Origin of the sequence: Catalinimonas locisalis, from assembly GCF_038039535.1 — a bacterium.
Lineage (GTDB): Bacteria > Bacteroidota > Bacteroidia > Cytophagales > Cyclobacteriaceae > Catalinimonas.
Genome location: NZ_JBBPHP010000008.1, coordinates 1 through 18,806, shown reverse-complemented (window position 1 = coordinate 18,806; position 18,806 = coordinate 1). Strand labels below are relative to the sequence as shown.

Annotated in this window: 17 protein-coding genes, 1 tRNA gene and 1 pseudogene; 6 read left to right on the top strand and 13 right to left on the bottom strand. The window is 39.8% G+C overall.

Annotated elements, in window-relative coordinates; all coding sequences use genetic code 11:
* Nucleotides 1–47: 47 nt before the first annotated feature.
* Both WJR50_RS12390 and WJR50_RS12385 read right to left on the bottom strand, forming a co-directional pair.
* Entirely contained in the window at nt 48–698 is a 651-nt protein-coding gene (locus tag WJR50_RS12390) for a WbqC family protein (RefSeq protein ID WP_341293597.1), read from the bottom strand.
* A 12-nt stretch (nt 699–710) separates the two neighbouring features.
* Complete coding sequence (locus tag WJR50_RS12385; RefSeq protein WP_341293596.1) at nt 711–1,343, bottom strand: L-threonylcarbamoyladenylate synthase; 633 nt, start codon at nt 1,341–1,343, stop codon at nt 711–713.
* Nucleotides 1,344–1,626: 283 nt separating this feature from the next.
* Between WJR50_RS12385 and mltG the strand changes: the two genes are divergently transcribed.
* From mltG to WJR50_RS12355, 6 genes are all read left to right on the top strand, one after another.
* Entirely contained in the window at nt 1,627–2,661 is a 1,035-nt protein-coding gene (mltG, locus tag WJR50_RS12380; RefSeq protein WP_341293595.1) for an endolytic transglycosylase MltG, read from the top strand.
* 6 nt (nt 2,662–2,667) lie between these two features.
* Entirely contained in the window at nt 2,668–3,075 is a 408-nt protein-coding gene (locus WJR50_RS12375; protein ID WP_341293594.1) for an acyl-CoA thioesterase, read from the top strand.
* Nucleotides 3,076–3,173: 98 nt separating this feature from the next.
* Nucleotides 3,174–3,258: transfer RNA gene (locus tag WJR50_RS12370), tRNA-Ser, on the top strand.
* A gap of 198 nt (nt 3,259–3,456) precedes the next feature.
* Nucleotides 3,457–4,713 carry a site-specific integrase gene (locus tag WJR50_RS12365; RefSeq protein WP_341293593.1) on the top strand — a complete coding sequence of 419 codons (1,257 nt, stop codon included), beginning with the start codon at nt 3,457–3,459 and terminating at the stop codon, nt 4,711–4,713.
* Nucleotides 4,714–5,356: 643 nt separating this feature from the next.
* Nucleotides 5,357–8,242: a C10 family peptidase gene (locus WJR50_RS12360; RefSeq protein WP_341293592.1), complete on the top strand. Its 2,886-nt coding sequence runs from the start codon at nt 5,357–5,359 to the stop codon at nt 8,240–8,242.
* Between the two features lie 56 nt (nt 8,243–8,298).
* Nucleotides 8,299–8,739, top strand: a complete 441-nt coding sequence (locus WJR50_RS12355; RefSeq protein ID WP_341293591.1) for a hypothetical protein — start codon at nt 8,299–8,301, stop codon at nt 8,737–8,739.
* 86 nt (nt 8,740–8,825) lie between these two features.
* Here WJR50_RS12355 and WJR50_RS12350 read toward each other — a convergent pair whose 3' ends face one another.
* The 11 genes and pseudogenes from WJR50_RS12350 to WJR50_RS12300 form a co-directional block, all read right to left on the bottom strand.
* Complete coding sequence (locus tag WJR50_RS12350; RefSeq protein ID WP_341293590.1) at nt 8,826–10,619, bottom strand: type IV secretory system conjugative DNA transfer family protein; 1,794 nt, start codon at nt 10,617–10,619, stop codon at nt 8,826–8,828.
* A 62-nt stretch (nt 10,620–10,681) separates the two neighbouring features.
* Nucleotides 10,682–11,674, bottom strand: a complete 993-nt coding sequence (locus WJR50_RS12345; RefSeq protein WP_341293589.1) for a DUF5712 family protein — start codon at nt 11,672–11,674, stop codon at nt 10,682–10,684.
* An 11-nt stretch (nt 11,675–11,685) separates the two neighbouring features.
* Nucleotides 11,686–12,096, bottom strand: a complete 411-nt coding sequence (locus tag WJR50_RS12340) for a BfmA/BtgA family mobilization protein (RefSeq protein ID WP_341293588.1) — start codon at nt 12,094–12,096, stop codon at nt 11,686–11,688.
* A gap of 169 nt (nt 12,097–12,265) precedes the next feature.
* The gene (locus WJR50_RS12335; protein WP_341293587.1) at nt 12,266–12,937 is read right to left on the bottom strand and encodes an ATP-binding protein; all 672 of its coding nucleotides are present in this window, start codon (nt 12,935–12,937) and stop codon (nt 12,266–12,268) included.
* Nucleotides 12,885–13,706 carry a helix-turn-helix domain-containing protein gene (locus WJR50_RS12330; protein ID WP_341293586.1) on the bottom strand — a complete coding sequence of 274 codons (822 nt, stop codon included), beginning with the start codon at nt 13,704–13,706 and terminating at the stop codon, nt 12,885–12,887. Before WJR50_RS12330 ends, WJR50_RS12335 begins: the two co-directional genes overlap by 53 nt.
* Entirely contained in the window at nt 13,703–13,978 is a 276-nt protein-coding gene (locus WJR50_RS12325; protein ID WP_341293585.1) for a helix-turn-helix domain-containing protein, read from the bottom strand. The genes WJR50_RS12330 and WJR50_RS12325 overlap by 4 nt, the downstream gene beginning before the upstream one ends.
* Before the next feature lie 205 nt (nt 13,979–14,183).
* Nucleotides 14,184–15,677: a hypothetical protein gene (locus WJR50_RS12320; protein ID WP_341293584.1), complete on the bottom strand. Its 1,494-nt coding sequence runs from the start codon at nt 15,675–15,677 to the stop codon at nt 14,184–14,186.
* A gap of 255 nt (nt 15,678–15,932) precedes the next feature.
* Nucleotides 15,933–16,253 carry a hypothetical protein gene (locus WJR50_RS12315; RefSeq protein ID WP_341293583.1) on the bottom strand — a complete coding sequence of 107 codons (321 nt, stop codon included), beginning with the start codon at nt 16,251–16,253 and terminating at the stop codon, nt 15,933–15,935.
* Between the two features lie 86 nt (nt 16,254–16,339).
* Entirely contained in the window at nt 16,340–17,110 is a 771-nt protein-coding gene (locus WJR50_RS12310) for a hypothetical protein (RefSeq protein ID WP_341293582.1), read from the bottom strand.
* A 570-nt stretch (nt 17,111–17,680) separates the two neighbouring features.
* Complete coding sequence (locus WJR50_RS12305) at nt 17,681–18,049, bottom strand: helix-turn-helix domain-containing protein (RefSeq protein WP_341293581.1); 369 nt, start codon at nt 18,047–18,049, stop codon at nt 17,681–17,683.
* Between the two features lie 496 nt (nt 18,050–18,545).
* Nucleotides 18,546–18,695 (bottom strand): annotated as a pseudogene (locus WJR50_RS12300) (JAB domain-containing protein); the annotation flags it as partial.
* Between the last annotated feature and the right edge of the window lie 111 nt (nt 18,696–18,806).

The window sequence follows — 18,806 nt, the reverse complement described above, 5'->3', positions numbered from 1 at the left end:
GATAAAAATTTTGTACTAGAATTCAACAAGTCTGGGAAAGCAAATGTTCAACGAAAGGTGAGGGATGATTGCCCTAGAATCACATTGGCATTTGCACCTTCACAAAACAACAAATCTATTACACTCAGATTAGGAACAAAGTTTTTGCCAAAAATCTGATTGTAGGCTTTATACCTTTCTTTTTTATCGTCGGGTGGCATGAACTTTACGTCCATTTCCCCTCTCAGGTCAACCCACTGGCTTTCAGGGGCTTTCACATATGAACTTGTAAGCTCTATTTTCTTATCATGCCAATTGAGCAGCTCAAGACACTTTGTCAGTAAATCCACATTCAGGTCTATTAAAAACTTGTATTTACTGTATAAAATGTCATGGAAGTAATCAGCAAAAAAATCAAAAAAAGGAGACTTGCCATAGGCTGAACTGATAGCTCTCCAGTGATTATTTTGCCAACGCTGCGTATAGCTGACCCTTATGTCCTTCAACTTTGTTTTTTCCTCATCTTTGCTTACAGGTATGCTTAGCATTTGTATTTTATTAGCAGTAAGGATATAGCTTCGGTTTCGGTAGGTTTGTTTAGTATAATTTTCATTTACTTCAACGATAATATTCCGAAACTTTTGCAAGTGAAGAAAATAAGCGATGCAAGGCAGATAATGTAACTCCATCAAAACAGTATCTGCGGATGAATGATTCATTAACAGACCAGATTACATGAATGGGGCCAAATTGCCCATTCCTTCCCGTACTATTTTTACTTCATAATCATCGGTACAATCTACTACAGTAGAGGCGATATTATTTCCGGGACCTCCGTCAATGATGATATCTACCAGATTGCTAAACTTCTCATAAATTAAAGCAGGATCAGTAGAATATTCTACGATCTCATCATCGTCATGAATAGAAGTTGTAATGATGGGGTTACCCAGACCTTTTACTATTTCACAGGGGATATTATGGTCGGGAATCCTAATGCCTACTGTTTTCTTTTTGGAGTCTATTACTTTAGGTACTTTGCTGCTGGAGCGTAAGATAAAAGTATAGGGGCCAGGCAATGTTTTTTTCATGAGTTTAAACGTGGGCGTAGGCAGATTTTTTACATACTCTGAAATGTGGCTCAGATCATTACAGATAAATGAAAAATGATTCTTAGAAGAATCTACTCCTTTGATGCGAGCTACTCGCTCCACAGCATCTTTATTATAAATATCACAGCCGATTCCGTAGACTGTATCTGTAGGATAAATCACTACTCCGCCCTGACGTAAAACTTCAATTACCTTATCAATTTTTCTTTTTTCTGGATTTTCAGGGTGTATTTTCAAAAGCTCTGCTTTCATAGATAGAATAAATTTGGATTGACTAATAAAAAACAGCTTAAGTTAAACTAAGTATTGGGTAAAAGATGTTTGTTGTACTCAAGCATTTTACGTAAAGTTTTATTAAAAACTACATGCTTATCTCAGGATTATTAAAACTATAAATCAAAAATGTCCTTTTCGGACAAATTACTAATTTTGCTGACGTTATGAAATGTGTGGTAGTGATTCTTGAACCATATTATATTTTTTATTTCCATATCACTCAGCGCATTGACAAAGCAAGAATGTTAAACCCATACGAATGAAAAGAAACAAAATATTCATAATAGGACTGATAGTATTTACAGTAGCAGTAGTTTCCTTCTCCTTTTATGCCTACCAAATGCTTATGTCGCCCAATATACTGGTAGACAAATCAGAAAGAGAAGTACTCATTCCTACTGGCTCTACCTTTGACGAAGTACGGGATATGCTGTATGAAGAAGGGTATGTAAATGACCTACTATCTTTTAGCGTTCTCTCCAAACTCATGAAGTACGATCAGTATGTCAAACCCGGCCGCTACATTCTGAGTCCTGATATGTCTAATCTGGAAGCTATTCGGTATCTGCGTTCCGGTAAACAGGAGCCGGTAGACGTTACCTTTAATAATGTAAGACTAAAACCAGAGCTTGCAGAAAAGCTTACTTCAAACCTTGAAGCCGAGGCTGATAAGTTTTTAAAACTTATCCAGGACTCTTCTGTAATCGCACAATATGGCTTTTCGGAAGAAAACATCATGACAATGTTTTTGCCCAATACTTATGAAATGTTCTGGACTACCCAGGAAAAGGAACTTCTGGATCGTATGCATCAGGAATATCAAAGGTTTTGGAATGAGGAACGTTTGAATAAAGCTAAAGCGCTTAACATGACTCCGGTGGAAGTGTCTATTCTGGCATCAATAGTGGAATCAGAAACCAATAAGATGGAGGAGGCTCCAGTAGTGGCAGGCTTATATCTAAATCGCCTGCAGCGCAATATTGCTTTGCAGGCTGATCCCACCCTGGTATTTGCTGCTCAGGATTTTACCATTCGCCGGGTTTTGGATAAACACAAAGAGATTGACTCGCCCTACAATACCTATAAATACACAGGTCTTCCTCCCGGACCTATACGTGCTCCTTCTATTCAGGCTATCAACGCTGTACTCAACTACGAAGACCATAACTATCTGTATATGTGTGCAAAAGAAGATTTCTCCGGTTATCACAATTTTGCCACTAATCTTCAAACTCATTTGGCCAATGCCCGCCGCTATCAGCGTGCTTTAAGTCAGGCAGGGATTTACAACTAACTTTTTATGTATACTCACACAACCCAAATCAGAGTTCGTTACGGGGAAACAGACCAGATGGCTTATGTTTATTATGGCAATTACGCTTCTTACTTTGAAGTAGCACGGGTAGAAGCCTTGAGACATCTGGGCATGAGTTACAAAGAATTGGAGGATGAAGGGATCATGATGCCAGTACTGGAGAACCACTCCTACTACCATCATCCGGCAGTATATGACGATTTACTTAGTATAGAGGTAAGTATCAAAGATATACCTTCAGTAAAGATCAGTTTTTTCTATCAAATCTATAATGAGGCTGGCAAACTCGTACATTCGGGGGAAACCAAACTGGCTTTCATGAAGGCTAATACCAAACGCCCCTGCAGACCTCCTGAAAAAATGATTGCTCTACTTAAGCCTTTTTTTGATTGATTCTTTTTAAAAAACCAAAAATTCTCTCATTGATCATTTGTCATTAAAATGAAAAACTTTACATTTGCATTCTCGTTCACCAAAGCGAATAACTACACAGAGAGTTGGCGGAGTGGTCGAACGCGCCGGTCTTGAAAACCGGAGACCTTCACGGGTCCGGGGGTTCGAATCCCTCACTCTCTGCATCTTTGATTCATTGACCACCAAAACCCTTCAAATTTTAAGATTTGAAGGGTTTTTTGTTATTAAGCCCTTCATTTTATTCACCAATTCTTATAACTTAGGTGACCTATTCGGTTACCTATTTTGCTTGTTTTTGAATAGGTAACCGAATTGTAAAAAGTATTAGTTACGTATTCTAATGTAAAACATCAAGGGCCAATGAAGTATTCACTTTCAATATTGTTCTGGTTAAATAAAGCTAAGGTAAACAGTAGTGGTTTAGCTCCAATTTATGCTAGAGTTACTGTCAATGGTAAGCGGACTGAGATAGCTACAGGAGAAAGAGTATTGGCAGAAAAATGGAATTCTAAAACGGGTAGTGTTAAGGGGAATAAGGAAGAATCAAGAAGAATTAATTCACACCTGGATCAGATAAGAGCTAAAATCAGAAAGATTTATCATAACCTAATTGAAAAGGATCAGGTGATTACTCCAAGCATTATCAAAAGTGCATTTACTGGAAAAAAAGACAATGCTCATAGTTTGATAAAAATATTTATGCAGCATAATAATGAGATGAGAGCTCAAGTTGGAAAGGAGTATGCTGCCGGTACTTTAGAACGTTATGAAACTTCCCTCAAACTCACTAAAGAATTTATCAAATATGAGTACAAAAGAGATGATATTTACTTATCAGAGCTTCAATATAGCTTTATCACAAGATATGAGTTTTTTCTAAAGACCGTCAGAGGTAATAGTCACAATACAGCTAGTAAGTACCTTCGCAATTTCAAAAAAATCATACGCATTGCGGTTGTAAATGGCTGGCTGGAAAAGGATCCGTTCCTTGCATATAAATGTACTTTAAAAGAGGTAAAGCGTGACTATTTAACAGAAGAAGAACTTGAAAGAATCGCCAATAAAAATTTCCCTACTCAAAGACTAAATCTGGTTAGAGATATTTTCGTATTCTGCTGCTACACAGGCCTTGCTTACGCGGATGTTTACAAACTTAAACCAGCTGATATTTCTCGTGGCATTGATGGAGAGTACTGGTTATTTGCAGAAAGAAGAAAAACAGGTGTTTCTTCCAATGTACCGCTACTTCCACCTGCCCTAAAGATTTTAGAAAAATATAAAGAGCATGGTGAGGTTACCAATGGAGAGCAATTGCTCCCTGTTATTACCAACCAAAAGTTAAATGCATATTTAAAAGAAATTGCTGATGTCTGCGGTATTCATAAGAAATTAACCTTTCATATTGCAAGACATACATTTGCTACCTCAGTGACGCTTACCAATGGCGTTCCCATGGAATCTGTAAGCTCAATGTTAGGTCATAAGAACCTGCGTACTACTCAGGTTTACGCTAAGGTAGTTGAGAAAAAGGTTAGTGAAGACATGAAAGCCTTAAGGAGTAAACTTGCAAAGAGTGATAAAAAAGAAAGTGCCCAAGTCCGAGAATTAGGACAATAGCCGTACATTATGAGTAGGAAGTTCAATTTAGTGCATACTACTACTTTATTTTAATGCTTGAAATTACTTCATATTTAATAATACACTTTATGATTTTTAAATTCGTGAGAGGGTGAAAGACTAGAAAAGATTAGTAGAAATTTAAGTTGTTCATCCTGGTTACCTATCTCATCTAAAAAGTCTGAAACAGATAGTAAAACAGAACAGTAAACTTGTAGTGTTCCTGTATGACTATTCTGCAAATCGCCTACCTCTGTTCAAATCTGCTAAATAGTATTGACCCAAGAATAGTAGAAGACGGATACAATAACTTGATCTTAGGTTGTTATAAACGACATCTACTTTATTTGGCATATTAGAACTCAAGACATTGAAAATATAATGAATGAGGTAGTATTCTTTAGGTAGTACTCAAAAATTTGGCTAAAGGAAACCAGTACATTATATAAACCTAATTTCTGAATCAATTAATTTTTGACCATATCCAGCACTTTCACTCTTTTTTCGTGAATGCTATTCTCTGTTTCATATCATTAAAATACCGGATTTACGGTAGTGCAATTACGGCTTAATGGGTATTCGTCCTTTTTACCTGCAAAAGTAGCTTTGTAAGTAAATCAGACCTTCACCCAAACCGGATTGCATGAGCTCCTTATTTTTGCCAGGAAAAACAATGGCGCACCGTCTTTTCATTTTGTCTCAATTCTTTTGCTTTTGGCTATTCTCTCTGTTTTGTCTTGGAGCAGAGGTAACACCTGAACAGGCAGAAATCATTGCCAGAGAATTTTTAAGCCACCGGCTCTCACAAACTAATGGAAGGGTGCAATCTGTTGAGTTGCAGTTAAGCTATGTCAAGCGCATGCCTGCTTCCTCCAACACTCGCCAGAGCATTCAACCGCTCTATTATATTTTCAATAATGAAACAGATGGTTTTGTCATCGTTTCCGGTGACGATGCCGCTTATCCTATTTTAGGTTTTTCGGATGAAGGCAACTTTGATGTCAATCAGTTACCTGATGCTTATCGGAAGTGGGTGGATCACTATGAACAGCAGCTCAGACAGCTGATCAGGGAGGAACAGCAGCCTACTGCCCGGATTTCCAAAGCATGGCGTGAGCTGGGTTCTGAGTCTACCAAAGCAGTAGCTCCCCTGATGAGTACTAAGTGGAATCAATCTCCTTACTTCAATGATATGTGTCCTTATGATGCAGAATATGGAGAAAGTGTAGTAGTAGGCTGTGTGGCTACTGCTATGGCGCAGATTATGAAATATCACAACTATCCAGAAAGAGGCAGTGGTTTTTACTCCTATCAACACCGTACTTATGGTACCATTTCCGCTGATTTTGGGCTGGCCGAATATGCCTGGGATCAGATGCCTGATGAAGTCAATGCTCCCAATGAGGCAGTAGCTCTACTGAGTTTTCATGCCGGAGTCAGTGTAGACATGCAGTATGGGGTCAACAGCAGCGGTTCTGCCGGTGCCGTCTTGGTACAACCTGCACTGCAAAAGTATTTTCAGTATGAGGCTGAACTGGCTCATCGCGAACAGTTTACACAGGAGCAGTGGGTGAGCCTCCTGCAATCCGAACTGGACGCGGGTCGCCCCATTTATTATGAAGGTATGGGAAATGGTGCAGGACATGCATTTGTCTGCGATGGTTATCAGGATGATGAGTTTTTCCATTTTAACTGGGGATGGGGTGGTATGATGGACGGCTACTATTATATCAATGACCTAAGTCCTTCTGAACTGGGTACGGGTGGAGGAAACGGTAGCTACAACAGTGACCAGGCAATTGTCTATGGCATCACACCTAAAGATGATAATGGTGGACAGGATCCTAATGAGCCTACTGACCCTGAAAGTTTTGATATGCAACTCTATAGTGAAATTCAGATTGATCCCAATCCCATTCTTTTTGCCAATCCATTTACTGTAGATGTACAGGTAGCCAATTTTGGTTTGGGAGAATTTTCTGGCCAACTGGCTGCCGTAATTACCAATCGTGAGAATATTACCGAAATATTAGATAGTGTTTCTTTCACCACTTTTGAAGCTCAGACTTATTACGAGCTGAATTTTTCTTCCGAAGGCTTGCCCATCGCCACACCGGGAACTTATGCCCTAGCGATCTTCTACAAAGCCGAAGATGGGGACTGGCAATTGGTGAATAGTGATACTTATGCTCCTGTATTGGATGTGGAAGTATTGGGTTCGGATAATGATATGACACTATCAGCAGCCCTAACACTGGAATCAGCATCTATTATGCAGGGTCAATCCTACAGCGTATCTTTCAATGTGACCAATTATGGTGATCTGGAGTTTACAGGAACCATCTATGCGGCACTGTATGATTTGGAAGGGTATTATCAGGATATGGTGGATTCTATACAGATTCCCTCACTTCCTTCTGGTTTTACATTTGAAGAAAATCTAAGCTTAGGTTCTGCAGGCACTGAAATTGAACCTGGCACTTACCTGCTGGCGCTGTTTAGTGGAAATGGCACAGATACTTTGTTGCTGGCCGGAGGAGAGTACGTAAATCCGGTAGCCGTCATCGTGCAGGCGCCTCCCATAGCCGCGGATGCTTATGAAGACAATGATACGGAAGTGAATGCCTTCAGCCTGGATGTGAGTCAGTTTACCAATAATCAGTCCAGTGTCAAAATTACAGATGCCAACCAGCATACTGAACTGGATTATGATTATTACCAATTGGACCTGCCTGCTGGTCCGGACTATGAAATCAACGTCAGGGTACACGACAGCTACGACAGCCAGGATGGCCTGACCTACACCAATGATGTAATTTTCTCTTTTAAAAAAGCGGGCACCGACTGGTCAGAAGCTTTTGATACTGAAATGGATGAAAATATCGTAGTAGCTGGTGGAGGCAAAGTTCTGCTTTGGGTATCTCCATACTTTGCCGGTCAGCTGGGAACCTATGCACTGGATATACAAGTTAATCGCCAGCAGCAACAGCAACTGATCTCATTAAGCAGCCCTGTCAATGGGGCGTCCTGGCAGTCAGGTTCTACCCAGGAAATCAGTTGGGAAAGTAATTTTATAGAAAATGTTAGCCTGGAACTCTATAAAGGTGAAAACCTTCAATTTGCCATTGCAGAAAATATCAGCAATAGCGGAAGTTACATGTGGCAATTGCCAGATACTATGACCACTGCTTCAGATTACTGGATAGCCATTTATAATACTGAAGATGCCAATGTGTATGACTTCAGCGACTTTTTTAAAGTAGACAAAGTAACAGGCCTCGGTGATGCCTTAAGTGTAGAAATCCGCCTTTATCCTAATCCGATAGTGGATCTGTTGCACATGGCTTTTGAGCATGAGCGTCCTCTGATCGTAGAAATTTATGATGCTCAGGGTAGATTTTTAGAGGACATACCAGTCAACCATGAAGAAGTCAGCATAAATATGCAGCATCTTTCTCAAGGACTCTATTTAGTACATTGTATATGGGCAGAAGGACAACAGACGATTCACAAAGTACTGAAACCATGAGTCAGGTATTGATAAAGTTATTTGTCTGTTGCATCTTGCTGCTCAGTACTGCGTGTATGAGATCAGCACCCACCTTACTTCTGATTGATACTGCGCCTTTGATCGTCTACAAAACGCAGGAAGATTACTCGGATTATGTGCCGGTAAAGCTTTCAAAGGATGGTAGCCGAATTCTCTCTTTTCCCGCTCCCCAGGACCTGAAGTCAGGGGAGCAATTGCTTAGACCTATACTTTTAAAGCAGGGTTACTGGCTGGATCAGCAGGGGGTAAGTCCTACTACTGCTTTCCTTCAGATGACTTATGAAGAATATGCTGCATTGGAAAGTCCCCTTGCTCCGCAGCAGCTGATGGATCAGATTCTGGTAAAATCTCCTTTTGTGGAAATGTATTATTGTGGAAGAGTGACGGATTTTAAAGATGTCAGGAAAGAAATCAACGAAGCTATTCGCAAAGATAAACTTAAGAGCTTCCAAGCTCTGCTCGAGAAAGAAGAGTAACTAATACTAAGAAGATTGAAAATCGGCCAATGTTTTACTCACCTTATCAATTTAATGGTTTAGCTTACTCACAGTATAAATTTATCTTAATAATGCTTAACAATATGTTCAACCTCCCCCCTCACTCGCTTAAAATTAGCTTGTAACATCTTTTGAATATCCTGGCCTTCAAAGTGTGTAAAGGCTGTAAGATAACGTGAATTCTCAAAACCTCTTCTTTTCACACGTGACCAGAAATAAGGAATGGTAGATTCTACGGTTTGGCCTACAAACTCTCCGGGTTGAAGTTGCATGACTTCCTGAGGTTTAATGATGTATCTTTCCTGATGGCTAATACTGGTATTGTGAGAAAGGTTTCTACCTCCTTTACTTCCTCTGCTGCTTCCCCTGGAATGATTGGTGATAAGCCTTTCCTCTTTTCCTATCATCTCAGAAACTGACTTAGCTGTTTGAACTGAGCTAACTTTTCCATAGAACTGGTTGGATAGGTTGGCAATGATGACTTCGGTTTTTTCTCTACCATACATATCAATCATTTGCGCATAATCCTGAGCCATATAGACACTGGCGATTTTGTTACTTCTGGCTGTGGCTGGAATCATCTCAAACTTAGGAATGTAAAGAGTCGGTGCCTCATCCAATAGTACAAAGCATTTATGCTTCCCTTGCTGATTCATCTGTTTTAAGGATACTGTGATGATAAGAGAAATCACCGGACTAAAAGTATCTACTAAACCCGGAGATGAACCCAGGCATAATAACTTGGGATTTTTAGGGTCATTGATTTTCATATCAAAATCATCACCAGTCAATGTCCAGACAATTTCCGGGCTGTTGATCTTGCTGACCAATATTTGTAATGATGCAATTACTCCTGCGATCTGTTTTTCAGCTTTGTTTTCAATAGCAGTAGCAATACTGCGGCTCATATCCGCACTCTCTAGGTTAGTTTGCAGCATGCTGATCACTTGCGCATAGTCTTTATAAAGTGCTGTATTGATGACATGCGGTAAGGTACAGTATTGAGGATATTCTGAACGAAAGAACCAAATCAATGATGACAGCCAGGCGATAGCAGAGTTAGAAAAGAAGTCTCTTTGTTTGATGGTACTGGTATCCAGGTTGTTGACGATGGCCCTGGCATATTCTTCGGCATGGGCAAGCGTAGGTATATTTTCTGGGGCGAGTGGATTACAACGATGAGAAAGCGTGGGGTCTTGAAAGTTGATAATATAAAAATTTTTTTCGGTGTCATTACAGTACGAGTGTAGTGCAGAATTAACTTCCTGAACCAAAGTGGGAAACTTGAAGTCATAGATAATTCCACAGTAGCCTTTCTGGATAAACTGTTGGATAAAAGTATTGCCGATGCTTTCTGATTTACCTGAACCAGAAGAGCCAACCACCAAGGTTCCTCTAAAAGGATTAGTGACATTAATCCAACCTCTTTGGGTCTTTAGATGAATACTATCATCATTTTCTATTTTACGAGATTCATATTGATCTTTCCTCCTATTGCTCTTAGCATAAATGATTTGTAAGAGCAATGGCAGACTGATGAGTGTTCCAAAAGCGGCAGTGGGATAAAGCCAGTAAACAATGTTTGCTGCATAACCATTTACTCTAAGCAACATCCATGTAGAAAGGATTGCCATTAGGCTCCCTCCTACCCTTATTGTGATAGAAAAAGCGATTCTTTTTTGCCGGGAGGAGTCTGGTTTTGAAGATAGTAGCACTATTCCAGTGTAGCTCAAAACAGCCATAAATCTTATTCCTTTTCCCAGGTCCAGAAGCAATTGTACCGCTCTCTGCAGTAGTGGATGCCATCCCTCAATTTCAGAGCTATCAAGCTTAATCAGCAAGTAGTACTCGGCTCCCATCAAAGTTAACAAGAAAAGAAAGCATATTAGGAGTAGTTCAAAAGTTGAGCTATGTTGACCCATCACCTTTCCTGATCTATCTCAACAGACTTTCTCTTTTTCAGTCGCTCTAGGAAGAGATCATCTTCCTCACTGGTTTCATGGCCCATTTGCTGAATACTTTTCGCCACACTGCTTATTGACCTTTCTGGGTGAAAAACCTTCTCGTCTCTTCCGGTTTCAAGCACATGATAAGGATTGTGGATTAGCTTTCCCTTCTGGTAGTTTTGAGTGAGTCGGTGCAGGTTGAAGAAAAAACCTTTTCCGTATTGCTTCTCTTCTGCAATGGCCAATGCTCTGTGAATATCTATCTTTTGACTTCCTACAAAATATTGGTTGAGATGATCTACTCGGTTTCTGATGCGCTCCTGGTGCCTCTCTACCTGATCCTCTGCCATTCCTTGAGTAAGTTTCTTTGAGTCAGTCGCTTTCTCATAGCCAAACATCTGCTGGAAAGTCTTGCCATTTTGCTGCTGCCATTCTCTAATGGAAAACTGGGATTGATGATGCCGGGGATTCAATCTCAACGCTCCACTTTTGTCTTTGCCACTAACAATGATATGTACATGCTGATGAGAGCCGGATTTACTTACCCCTTTCTGTTCTCCCTCTTTAACCTTTCTTTCTTCATGAATCGTAGCAAACCAGATAAGATCTTTTGAGGACAGAGGTTTATCCTTGTGTTGAAAGTTAACGGCATAGTTTCGCATAACTTCCCGGGTAAAGGCCTTGAACTTTTCAGGATCATGTTGCAAATGCCTCAGCTCCTCTTCTGAAGGAGAAAGCACCAGAGAAAAGAACTTTTCCTGATTCTTGCGTAAACCTTGAGTATTAGCATCTATGGATTCTTTTACATATTCTGATTTGATACCTGATTTTTCATCATTGAAAAACTGGGTTTCTTTGTCCTGCTCTCTTGCCTCATGGCCAAGATAGGTGACGATTCCCTTACAGGAACCGCGGTTGTTGAACACAAACTTTCCGTGCTGTCTCGGATTGATGATTTTACTATGCATTTTGTTAGAGTTTAGGAATGGAAATTATCCAGTTGGTCCTTTACATGTCTCAGGCGCTCAGCTAAATATTGTTGATCTGCCTGCTGCATATTTTGCAGACTAGCCTCGTCATCGGTAAGGAGAGTGATTAAGTGATTTACTGACAACTCACTTAGTATCCGGGCTTTGGCAGTTTCTAAGAATAAACTTTTTAACAGGTATTTCTCCTGATGCATGAGGTAGGAAAAGAGCCGGTCTATGGCCTGTTGGATAATCTGTTTATTTTCCTCCGGTTGATAGATTCTGGGATCCAGCTGACGCTTCAGAAAGAAACTGATACATGCTTCCACATAATCTTTATGAGACAGCTTTAGCCTTTTACTTTCTTCTTCAATCTGCTGGTGTAGTGTATTAGATACATTGATTTTTTTACTACTGCTCATGCGTGATTTTATATAAGGTACTTCGGTTGGTACTTCTTTGCTTATTGATTATCAGTAAGATAGAGGAGTTAAGTACTCCATCATTTCATAAACATGTTGTAACTCACTAATAATCAACAAATTGATAAAGTACCTGCACCTGCCCTTCTTGCTGTAATCATTTCAAATTTTACCTTCTACGGTCTTTGGCTTCTCTGGGAAAGCTGACCAAATTGAACATTTCTCTGAGCCTGGAGCGAACCCTATCCCCGTACAAATTTTCAATTTCATGGGTATTCAGATTGGTTGTCATATGGGTTAACATACCCCGACTGATGAATTGCTCATAACGGTCAAGTAATACTTCGGCCATTGCATTACACTCATTGCCAAAGTGCTGGGCATTGGGCTCTACTCCGAGATCATCAAAACAGTAGGTAATGGGCTGGTCATAGCATATTTGTTTTCCATAACCGGTATGCTTTTTCACAAAACTCTTGGCACCATATTTTTCCAGCCCTGCGTGGCCATTTTGAATAAACTGCCGACTGATCTCACGGGTTGAAATAATCCTGTATCGCTGCCTGGAAAAAAGGCGCATCAAGGTAGTTTTTCCGCAACCTACCGGCCCCGATAGCAATAAGCCTTTCTGAAGGTTTAAACCTGCATTTTGACACTTTACCCTATCACTGGCAAAGTAAGCCAGTACAGATTCTATAACCGATTTGTTCATAGCATCTATCTTAAAGTTGGGTAAAGCCAATTGTACTTCATTGCTGAACCGCTGCCAGGTGACTGAGAAATTATCTTCAGAGCGGTATGCTGTAGTCTTTTGCCCCTCCGCTGTGTAATCGGTTTTCATGGTTTTGTGGTTTCTGGAGTTGATAATTCGCGGCGTTGAGTAGCCATTTGTCTACTGCTGCTTTCCAATCCTGCATACTGTGGTGTCCTACCTTCCAACCATTGGCCTGATAGTGACTTACAAACTTTAAAGCATGTAGGTGAGTAATTTCAATATTGGGACAAAGTGCCTTTTGCTTTTTCATGTAGTACTCCACTTCTTCGGTGGTTGGCTTTACAAATTTCTGAGGAGGGGACGAGCGTCGTACCGGGACTGGCGCAACCCGGGGGGAGGTTTCCGACTTTTTTGAATCTATATCTTTCCCTTCAGGCTTCTTATCTTCCCTCCACTTTTTAGTAGATGAATCATGGTCTTTTCTATTATATAATCGATAGTTATAATCGATAATATTATTAATAAGGTGTAAGTGTTCTTCCGATCTACTTTTGGATAGATCGCCCTCTACTATTGAGTTCCTCTGCTCTACTATAAAAGGTAGGGTGCTACCCTTCTGCAGTGGATCGCTATTGACATAAATTTTCCGCTGATTACCCCGGAGTACTTCAATCTTAACATATCCGAATCTGTTTAGTAAACTGATCCAACGAGAAATGACTTTTGCTTGAACACCATAAAGATTTGCGAGATGATTGTTACTTGCCCAGCAGTAGCCCTGTTGGTCACAAAGGGCCTTTATCTCTCCGTACAGTAATTTTGCATTGGGAGGTAAACGCTTGTCAAAACGGACGACTCCCGGTAGCATGATCTGGTAATTGGGATAATGACTCATAGTCCATTATCTATTTTATTTTCCTCCAATACTTTTAGAATATCGCCCTGATCATAATAGATTACCCCTCCTACTTTGGTGTAAGGTAGCGTGCCGTTGATCCGCAGGTTTTGCAGGGTTCCGGGAGAAACCGATAACATCTTCCTCACTTCAGAAGACCGCAACCATTGTTTGGGTTGCGCAACGTTTTGGGCTAATAAGCCTTTTAGCTCTTCAATCAACTCTTTTTTAAAGATTAACAGATCTTCAGTAGTAACGATTTGTGCAGACATATTTTATTGTGTTTTGTTTGATGCCTGCAAGTAGAAAAAAAGGGAAAAGCAAAAACAGTAGTAAGGGTAGTACTACCCCTCTTAAGTCATTGATAGTCAATAAGAAATAAATTTTATTTTTTCTATCGCTGTATCCTTAATTACCGCTGTAATTAGGTTGCTTTTGCTGGATTTGCATGAGCTTGGAAAGATTTGTTCCTGATTGTCACTGGGTAATCTTCCGGGCCACGTTGAGCATTTCAATAATTTTATCTTTGACAACTCTACTTGCTCCCTCTTCTATTCTGTAATAATTAGACTGCAGGCTTCCTGCAGAAACTTTATGAACACGATTTGTGGAAACCAACTGTGAAAACGTTCTGAACAGATCAGATTTTTGCCTCGGTAATAATATGCCCACTTCATGTAAAAGTCGTAGTAATAATGCCCACTGTGGTACTGAGAGACCAATAGGAATCATTTGATCTACAGATAAAGTTTTCGTTTTTTCATCTTGACCTTCTACTTCTTTACGAAACACCAGTTCTTCTTGAAGCCACTCCAGTAATTGTTCTTTCAGGGGAGGTAGGTTTGGTAGATAACTCAAAGGATTGGTAATGGGCAATTGACGACATTGCTTGATCCAGAAACGAAGTCTACTCACCGGATCAATTTCTGCTTCAATATCGGCTTCTATCTTTTTGGAGAGAAAATCAAGCAAGTCCGGATGGTTAAAATCTTCCCTTAGGAGTACCTGTACATAGTCCAATTCATCTTTTGGTTCCTGTGAGTCATGGGCCAGAGATTTGATGAGTTGTTTTCCGTAAACAAGTTCACGGTAGGTTACTTCCTGATGATAGGGCAAACGTTGAAAATGATTAATTGGCATTTTGATGATCTTTTGAAGATCATCGCTAATCTGATCTTCAGTCAACCGTTCCAGGAGTAAGTTTAATGCAGGTGATAATTCCTGGTAAGCCCTCAGGCGACTACGAAAAGACAAGCAGGCTTTATCGTCAACAAATTTACCATATTGACTTTCCAGATGCATCATAAGTGCATCCAGGGCAGTATACATGGCTTTGTAAGTATCCTCTATGGTAAAAGTTGGTGAGTATTCATGAAGGCGATGGTGTTCCTGACTATTAATGTTGCTTTTCACTTTTGCTCGTAGACGATCAAGGGCCCTTTGATGATTCTGAACATAAAGCCTGATTTCATCTTCCTGTGTCAGACTAAAAATCACTTTCGCCCATCGTTCTTTAATCTTCTCCCCTTCTATGTAAAGCATGGTCTGGTAGTAGTGAAAATAAACTTCCTGGGCATCTATTTCCTGAAAATCTGATAACACTACCAACTCTATGGTCAACTGATTTTCTTCATGATGATAGCTGGTCCATTCAATATCTTTTTGAGGAAGTTGAAAGTAATCCACCAGCCAGTCCAGCAGGTAAGCATAAGGGCTTCTGTTTAATGCCGGATAGTGTCTCTCCGGAAAGGCCATAGGTAAATCATAAAGCTGTTCCTGGGTACTACGATCAAAGGAAATGAATTGCCATTTTTCATTATGAAGGCTGAAGTGAACCGCATAATGCTTCATACAAAGAGGAAAGCGATCCTGAAGAAAATGACGTTGCTGAGAAAGATCACTACGGCGGGTGTAATTTAATGACAACGTTCCGGAAACAAGTTTTTTCAGGGTATTAAATTCATACTGCATAGCCAACACCGTAAACCTATGTAAGTTTTGATTAGTTTTTCAATATTAATAAGTGCAAATATGATCTCAAAATTACTTTATCACAATAAAAAATTGAAAAAGTTTATAATTTATGATGTAATATTTAAATACTATTACTACTTTTGTAACCCCATAATTTTGGTAGTTATGGAAGTAGGAAAAAGGCAGCCTTTTGGGCTGCCTATTTTTTCTTAATTGTTTCTTGCCTAATATGTGATCTAATGTATGGCGTACCTAACGTTGGTAGATGATCAGATCAGCCTTGGAGTAAAAAGCAAATTGTTTTTTATGTGAAAATAGACTGAACAGAAATGTAAAGATCCCAATGAAGGAAACAGAGAATACCCCTTCACTATCCAATCTGGAAACAAAAGAAGCTGCCAATACTCCCCAGAAAATTGAGAAAGAAAGTGCAAATAAATAACGAAACCATCTGGATGAATAGAAAGCTTTGTAGAGTAAGCGGTGTAATAAAATCGTAACTACTAATAACATATACCAGGGTAGCCCTAGAGAAAACTTCATGATGGCTATAAGCATGATGAGGGTTAGCATACACTCTGTTTTAAGGAGCACATTTCTTCTTCTGACTATCCTGACTTTTCTTGGTGACATTACTATTTATTAAAGCTTTGGTTAAATCAGGCAATTTTAACCTTATGGTTATTCTTCTGCTTCCTCGCTTTTTTACAAAGCTCACAGTCTCTTTTGTAGCGAGACAGTTGTTGATAGGTATCGGCTTGGTAACCACAAGTGACACACATCCTATTTTCAGCGACCATTTGTAGTTCTTCCTCATGCTGTCGTTGTTGCCTGGTCAAGGTTTGATGAAGCTTGGTAAGGGCCTGTTTACCTTCGGTAAGTTCTTCGTTACGTTTGTTGAGTTGTGCTTGCAGCATGGTAAGGGATTGGTGGGTATTGGTAACTTCTTCCTTGAGTTGGGTTGCCGCTTCCTTAGCATCTTGTAAAGCCTGTTGATCTGCTTGTTGGGTTTTTAACTCTTTCCACTTTCCTACGAAGAGGTATACAAACAAATAGTTGATCACAGCGATCAGCAAACTAAAAAGCTGGCTTATGAATATGTCCTGAGAAGCTTTGGCAAAATTCCAGGCATCAAAAAAGAGGGTCGTGATAAAATAACCGGCAAAAGCAAAGAGCACCGGAAATGCCTGGTGGACAAGTTTACTATTCGCTGCAGTAGTGAGAATAGTCAGGTGTATGGCTACTGAAAGAAACCATGCAGCGCCTTCTCTTTGCCAGCCTATGATTGTATCCGGTAATTGGTTAATTAAGAGAGCCTGACTTTCATAGACCAGGTAAGCATACATGGCAAACATACCAATCATGATGGGCGGCAGCGTAAACAGGCTTTCTGCAATCTTTTCAAAAAACAGGTGTATTCTTCTTTCCATTGGTTAGGTTAGCTTTGAGTGTTTGGAGCGTTTTTCTCAGATTTGATCCTTAATAAATTTATTATACTGGCTTTCTATTTCAGGTAAGTTTAGCACTCTATATTTTGGTCTGGTCCACTATCATTCTGCATAGGAGGCCCGACCAATGTCATCATATTGTATAGTTTTATATCAGAAATGATACTTAAACTTGCTAAGCACTTTGCTGAATAAAATCATCCTAATTTACGAAAAAAATACGCATTCTACTAAGAATAGAGCAGGACAATAAATACATATTATTGGCAAAAAAAGATATTAATATGATTTTACAGATATATCTATAGATAATTTCTTATGATGAATTGCAAATTAACGAAATTAATACGTATTATTTTTGGTATTCTAATTTGAAAGGGTATTTCCAATTATTGGCACTGTAGATTTCCTCTCCCTCTATAAAAAAATAGTATTACATACCAGGTTGGATTGCTCCAGGATGGACAGGGGTTCAAGAGACTGACATTCCGGGTGTGAACAAGTACAACAAGACTTTATTGTCTAAAGAAAAATAATTGTAGCCATGCCTGATCATTTGTTTCTCATGCTTTCCAATTGTTGGATGAGTTCCTGGTTTTGAGCTTCCAACATCGCTACTTTTTGTTCCAGGTGCTTAATGCGCAAGTTTTGTATTGAGTTCTGTTGGTTGGAATAAGCTTCTGCTCCTTCTTCAAACATAGGTACATCATCTTTGAAGTAGTAATTAGCATTGATCTGAGGATACATCTGGATGATTTCTGAAAGCGTTTCAAAACTAGGCTTAGCTTTACCTTTTTCTATTTTATAGTATTTGTCCGGACGACTCAACCCCAGACGTTTACTCACTTGTGATGCATTCGTATTTAAAGCTTTGAATACGGCATTAAACTTTTCATTTACGCTTTTTTGGTCATCCTGCATGATAATACGTACATTTTTCCACTATTTACAAACTTTAGCGCAAGCATACATAGTATTTGTGCTTATTTGTTTGAAATTACTCTACAGCATACGAAACTAAATAGAAAAGCTAAGCTCAAATCTCATTGGGGTCTGTTTACCTAAGTTATATGGGATAGCCCCAACTTAATGTGGGAAGCATAGCACAAGGCAAACCTAAAGTGGAGTGCGCTGGACATGTAGCTTCTTGGAATGGCAGGACTGCTTTTGCTGGTAAGGTAGCTTGGTACTGTGTTCTAGCGGAATAATGGGTGACCTAGAGGTTGGCCCGCATAGGGTTCATAAACATGGGTATAGTGAGGAATGAATACTCGTGGCCGATGGGCTAAAAGCGAACTTCTATTCGATATTACGCCACCACTGAAAAGGTCCACGGAGGTCCACGGTGGCCATTACCATGGTGGCCGTCTCCACGGAGGCCGTCTCCAAGTTGGAAGGAAAATTAAGAAAGGAGTGCCTAAAGCACTCCCTCATCAGCGAAACTGTAGTATGCTTCTGATGTAATGATAATATGATCCAGTACTGGCAAGTCAAGAAACTTTCCTGCCTCTTTGAGCTTATTGGTAAGTTGCATATCTGCCTGGCTGGGGGTGAGGTTTCCCGATGGATGGGAATGTGATTTATGTAAAGCTTTACATAATGCTCATTATGTAGAGTAGTCGCTTATGTAAAGTGATACCAAACAATAGTGGATTGGTTGCCTACTAGCCACCTTTGT